At 43.5% G+C, this 5,603-nt stretch carries 6 protein-coding genes; 4 read left to right on the forward strand and 2 right to left on the reverse strand.

Features of this window, described 5'->3' with window-relative positions; all coding sequences use genetic code 11:
- A partial coding sequence (locus tag IID12_09610) for a hypothetical protein (protein ID MCH8289343.1) occupies positions 1 to 232 on the forward strand: 232 nt, incomplete at its 5' end.
- Between the two features lie 360 nt (positions 233 to 592).
- Here the strand turns inward: IID12_09610 and IID12_09615 are convergent.
- Positions 593 to 1,372, reverse strand: coding sequence for a polysaccharide deacetylase family protein (locus IID12_09615; protein MCH8289344.1), 780 nt, complete (start codon positions 1,370 to 1,372; stop codon positions 593 to 595).
- Between the two features lie 3 nt (positions 1,373 to 1,375).
- On the reverse strand, positions 1,376 to 2,752 hold the full coding sequence (locus IID12_09620) for a 1-acyl-sn-glycerol-3-phosphate acyltransferase (GenBank protein ID MCH8289345.1): 1,377 nt from the start codon (positions 2,750 to 2,752) through the stop codon (positions 1,376 to 1,378).
- 389 nt (positions 2,753 to 3,141) lie between these two features.
- Here IID12_09620 and rdgB point away from each other — a divergent pair, with 389 nt between their 5' ends.
- The 3 genes from rdgB to IID12_09635 all read left to right on the forward strand — a co-directional run bounded on the left by rdgB (position 3,142) and on the right by IID12_09635 (position 5,521).
- Positions 3,142 to 3,735 (forward strand): RdgB/HAM1 family non-canonical purine NTP pyrophosphatase, encoded by a 594-nt coding sequence (gene rdgB / locus IID12_09625; protein ID MCH8289346.1) that lies wholly within the window; start codon positions 3,142 to 3,144, stop codon positions 3,733 to 3,735.
- Between the two features lie 73 nt (positions 3,736 to 3,808).
- A complete protein-coding gene (locus IID12_09630) occupies positions 3,809 to 4,558 on the forward strand; it encodes a hypothetical protein (GenBank protein ID MCH8289347.1) in 750 nt (249 codons plus the stop codon).
- 276 nt (positions 4,559 to 4,834) lie between these two features.
- Complete coding sequence (locus tag IID12_09635) at positions 4,835 to 5,521, forward strand: Lrp/AsnC family transcriptional regulator (protein ID MCH8289348.1); 687 nt, start codon at positions 4,835 to 4,837, stop codon at positions 5,519 to 5,521.
- Positions 5,522 to 5,603 lie beyond the last annotated feature (82 nt).

Here is a 5,603-nt window from a genome sequence, read left to right on the forward strand (position 1 = left end):
CCAACCCGGCGGTCGCCGCGGCATCGGCGATAATGGGAAAGATCACCGACCCGAGGGAGTTGGACTAAAACCTGTTTATACGGTGCTATATTTGAGTTATTGGGTTTCCGACCGATGGGTCGGAATAGAATTTACGTGCGGAATAGGGCTTGCCTTGACTGCCACAAGAATCTCCTCCCTTGAGGGAGGTGTCCGTCCCCGAAGCTTCGGGGCGGACGGAGGGTGTAATTAGTCTATCATCCCCCAAATCTTGAGGTTATCAAACGATCACACCCCTCGTCCGCCAGCTGGCGGACACTCCCCTCAAGGGGAGAGGGCAAAATTACCGGTTGAGAGGGGCTGCTCTGCCTATGGCGGGACTTTGTTCAGAGGATTCTGAGAATAGTGTAAAGTTCGGAATGCCGATTATAAAAAAGCGAGATTGGCTGCGCTCGTCTTCGGCTCTTCATCCGTCAGCTGACGGATTCAGAATGACAGTATTGATTGTTGCACAGTCACCGAAGGTGCCTGCGTTATTCGATTGTCGTCAAACGCAGACCCCGCTTTCAGCGGGGGCTACGCCACACCTTTAATTTTCGATAACGCAGGCGAGTTAGGGCTTTTCCTGACTGTTAGATATGAGTTCGCTGACAGTCAGAAACCTGTAGCCCTTTTCCCGTAGGCTTTCAATAATGATCGGGACGGCGGCGACGCTCTGGCTACGGTCGATTTTGCCCCATGTTCCGCCGTCGTGCATTATTATAATTGAGCCGGGTTCTGTCCGTTTCAGCACTCTTTCGACTATTTTATCGACACCGGGCTTATTCGGATCACGCGGATAAACCTCCCCGATCACGGCAATGTGACCGCTCTCTTCGGTCACATCAAGCACCGAAGAGGTGAACAGACCCATGGGAGGACGGAAGTATTTCGGTATGACTCCCGCAGCGCTTTCTATTAGCGAGGAAGTTGAATCTATCTGCCGTCGAATTTCCCTACGGCTCTTAAACGGAAGAATCGGATGGTCATAAGAATGATTCGCTAATTCATGACCCTTGTTCCGAATCCGTTTGACAATTTCAGGATATTGCTCCACGTTTTTTCCTATGAGGAAAAAAGTAGCCGTTACGTCATATTTCGCCAATGTGTCAAGCAGTTCAGTCGTGTACTTTTCATGAGGTCCGTCGTCAAACGTCAGCGCCACAACCTTTTCGTCCGTTTCAACTGACCAGACAACACGGTTTGAGATCAGATGCCCGTACTTTTCAAGCACGATTATATCGGTCTGATATTGCAGTACATAAATAGAAATGGGAATAGCAATTAAGATAGTGAGAGAAACAAAGGTGATTGTCTGCCACTTCATTTGCGGCTGAGCCACGTTCTTTTCCATCGTTCACCCTTGCTGATTTATCACTTTCAAATAGTCTTCCTTGAACTCATCCAACCGTCTTAATAATCTTCTACGCTCGAGCTGCAGCTTCTTGATGATATGGCGGTTGGTGAGTAAAGTAATAGAGAAGCTCCACATCCGCCACCGCTGTTTGAGTTTCCTTCCGTAGGCGAGCGCGCCGAAACCAAGGAATGGAACTGAAACAAGAAAGAGCAATCCGAGTATTGGGCCGAAAATCGTCCAGATAACGTATGTCTCGATGGCATAATAAATTATGAATCCGAGTCCGCCGCCGATCATCAGTACCGATGAGGTTTTAGTTTTATCGTAACCGATCTTTTTACCGAGCTGTTCTGCGAATTTATAAGGTATATAATTCGTAATTACTCCGGCAACCCAAACGGGGAAACCTATAACGCCCCAGAAGGCGACTTTCCAGCTTCCCTTTCTGACCTTTGCGCTTTTAGCGTCGCTTTGCAGCATCGAATCATGCAACTGCAATCTGTCTATCTTTAACCGGTAATTTTTAACTTCCTTCATCAGAGCAATGACTTCATCCGGCTTGGTTTCCATGTAATATTCCACGGCATCAGCCAGTCGCTGGGAGAGGAACATATCTTTGAATACTTCATCATCGGATATCAATATTTCCTCTTCTTCGAGATCGCTCTTAAGTCTCGCCCGGTAAATCTTTTCAAGATCGGTTACAAAGTCGTTCAACCCGTCCTTTTTAATATTTAATGTAAGCTTACCGAGTTCATCGGAAATTCTCTCTGTCAGCGTGTGTACGCCTTCGTATTCATCATTTTCGTAGTCATCCCTGTAATCTGTTACGGTGATCGGTTTGCCGAAATTCAGCAGAACGTTGCTTCTGAAACGGTGCCTTGCCGTGAAGTAGAATCCGAGTGGAACGATGCTGAGTCCGAGAGCGAAATCGTTTTGTTTTTCCGCGCCGAGAGCGATACGCGCCGTCCCGGTCTTGAGTTTGAGCACCTTTCTACCTGTCTGGCTCGTCCCTTCGGGGAAGATACCGATACATTTACCATCCTCTAATATTTTATATGCGGCGCGAAACATATCGACGTTCTTGTCCATCCGGTCCGGATTGTCCTCTTTGCGGTAAACCGGGATAATCCCCATAGCATAGAGAAATTTCCTTTTTACGAAGTTTGAAAAGAGTCCCGCGTGACCGATATAATGTATTTTTCTCGGAGTTTTTACTCCTAAGATCATAGCGTCCATAATGCTCGAGGGGTGATTTGCCGCAATGATAAGCGGTCCCTGTATCGGGACGTGTTCGGCATGACGTACTTCTACCTCATCAAAGAATAAATCGACCGCCAGGCGGAGAAAAAGTTTTATGAAGTTATAGAATATCAATATTTATCTATTTTACCGCATAACGATAATAAATATAGCCGGACGTGTGTGAGAATTCAAACAATGAATTCAAGTATAGCAAAAGCATGATCTCAGGGAATGGTTGGAAGAATCGCATTTCGGATAAAGCAGTTGAAAACAGATAGATAAATCCATTGACAATATTTAGTCAGGATTATACTTTTACACGGTTATTTGCCCGAGAGAGCGGGGATAATCGGGTATGGCAGCGAATATTTTGGCTGCGCAGGGAAATTAGGAAGGGAAAAGTAGAATTAATAATAACTGTTGTAATAAACGTATTGAAATCAATGCCTTTCGTGGTTGTTTCCTAATCATCTAAACAGGAAACTATTACAAAACTTATCAGTAAAAGAAGAGTATTCTGAATTATGCAGATTGTTATAGCTACAAGAAACGAGGACAAATTTAGGGAAATCAGTGAGATTTTGGGCGACAGCATTGTTGAAGTGCTCCCATTAACTGATTTTAAAGATGCACCGGAGGTGGACGAAACGGGAGAGACTTTAGAAGAAAACGCCCTTTTGAAAGCAAAGAGCGCCTCAAAGGCAACAGGATTACCGGCTATCGCGGATGATACAGGGCTTTTCGTTGACGCTATCAACGGCGAACCGGGAGTACGTTCGTCCCGTTTTGCGGGAGAAAACGCAACATACGAAGATAACCGTAATCTTCTGCTGTCCAAGCTCGAGGGAATCCCCGAGGAGAGTAGAACGGCTAAGTTCGTTTGCATTGCGACGTTGGTAGACGGCGTCAACAGCATCACTACAAAAGGCGAAGTGAAAGGATTTATCACCGATTTGCCGAGAGGTTCGAACGGATTCGGATACGACCCGATATTTCAATCGGAACATTCGGAGAAGACATTCGGGGAGCTCAGCGCCGATGAAAAAAGGGCGTTCAGTCACCGTCAGAAAGCTTTTAGCGAGATGTTAAGAATTTTAAAGGAAATGTATGCCTAAACAGGAGGGAAGCTGCCTATAGCATAGAATCGATACGACGACTGTGTCTAAATATTACTGTCTAAAAAATTTGATGATTTATAAGACGAAAACAATAGAAGAGAGCGGCAGCCAGCGATTATCATCGGCTTGTCGCCGTTTCATAATATTCTCTATACTGATTATAACTCAAGTCTCCCCGCTGTCAGCTCAGAGCAAGGATCAACCTTCCATATATCCCATACCGGGCTTTGTTCCAGTTTTTGAAGAACCTTATCAGGGTTTGTACTGGCATCCGGACGATTCCACACTTTTATTGGATGGAGCTATATTACCTGTCAGGCCAAATTTGTTCCAATCAGTTGTAGAAATAGATTCATCCGGCACTCATATAATATTCAGAAGGCTGTACCGGGGTCGTGACATACAGGCGCCCACAATTTTGAGCATCAAAGACTACTATCTGCTGGCTAAGGATATGAACCTGTTAGAGGACTGGGATAGGAGAGTGGAGGAGGTAATAAGCCGGGAACGTGAGAGAGGGCGGGGAGGCGCAATCGAGATTGTGGGTGCGACAATAGCCGGGCAGGACGTGGCATTACGCGTTACCGGTAACATCAACATACGAGGCGGAATCCGAAACGAGAACAGAAGTACTGTAGCACAGAATTTTACCGAGAATCAGAACACATCTTTCAAACTCGTTCAGAAGCAGCAATTTAACATAGAGGGAACTATAGGCGATAAGATCAGCATTCTGGTTGACCAGGACTCCGAAAGGGATTTTGAATTTGAAAATGCTTTGAAAATTTGTGAAGAACATAATCAATGTAAAATGCTTTAATAATAATAGTTTTTTTAAACGACAACGAAAGAGAGAAATGAATGAATGAAAAAAAACACAGAACAGAGATGCCCATGTGGAGGTATTATTTTAGCTGATACAGAGGATTGGCCAACTCCGCTTTGTTATAATTGTTATGTAGAATTAAACGAAGGAGAGAAATAATGTTATTCTTTTTAAGTATAATAATAGTTGTGTTTGCGACTTCGAGTCAGCAAATGCACGACTATAAATTAGAAATTAGTTGTTTAAAACAGAACAGTGTAAAATATTGCGATGCTAGACGGTAACATTGCGGTGGAGGTCAATCCAGGCGCTGGGGAAATTCCGTTATTAACGGAATACGATCCACATGATGTTGGCTTCCACTATCCTGTTATTGAAGACATACGCAGAAACTTCGATTACTCCAAAGGCGTTCAGCAAATAATGTTAAGCGGTTCCGTTGGTTCGGGTAAGTCGTTGTTAATGGCTCATGTGTTGACAACTCATGCAATAGATAATCCCCACACAGTGGTAGGGCTAGGGCGGCTCACAATGCCCGATTTAAAAGATACTATTTTAAAGAACATTGATCCCGGGTTAAAGGTGCAGGTTATTCCAAATGGAATAGATCCCGAGATTATTATTCCCAAAGAAAAAGAAAAAACAATTATAGCCTATAAAGCAGTTTTTGATTATAAAAAAATAGATGAAGGATTGTGCAATTTTATACTAATTAATTTGGCACCAGACGAATATACAGATCCGGAAAAGATTGCAAAAGAATTAGCAAAAATTCCGCAGATTGAAAGCGTTGACATTTGCACTGGTGATTGGGAATTAGTAATAAAGCTAAGAGTAAAAGACCAAGATGAATATTATGGCTTAGTAAAAACAGTATTATCAAGAAAAGGAATAAATAAAATAAAATCTTTATCTTCCTTAAAACAACTGAAGACAGAGTTTGTTGAAACAAATTAGGCTTTGTCTATAAACCACTACATTGTCCATAAAGTACACAATAGATGACTTGAATGAAGCAGCGAAAGAATAGATATGGAAG

It is taken from the genome of Candidatus Neomarinimicrobiota bacterium, assembly GCA_022567655.1.
In the GTDB taxonomy this organism is placed as follows: domain Bacteria; phylum Fidelibacterota; class SORT01; order SORT01; family SORT01; genus JADFGO01.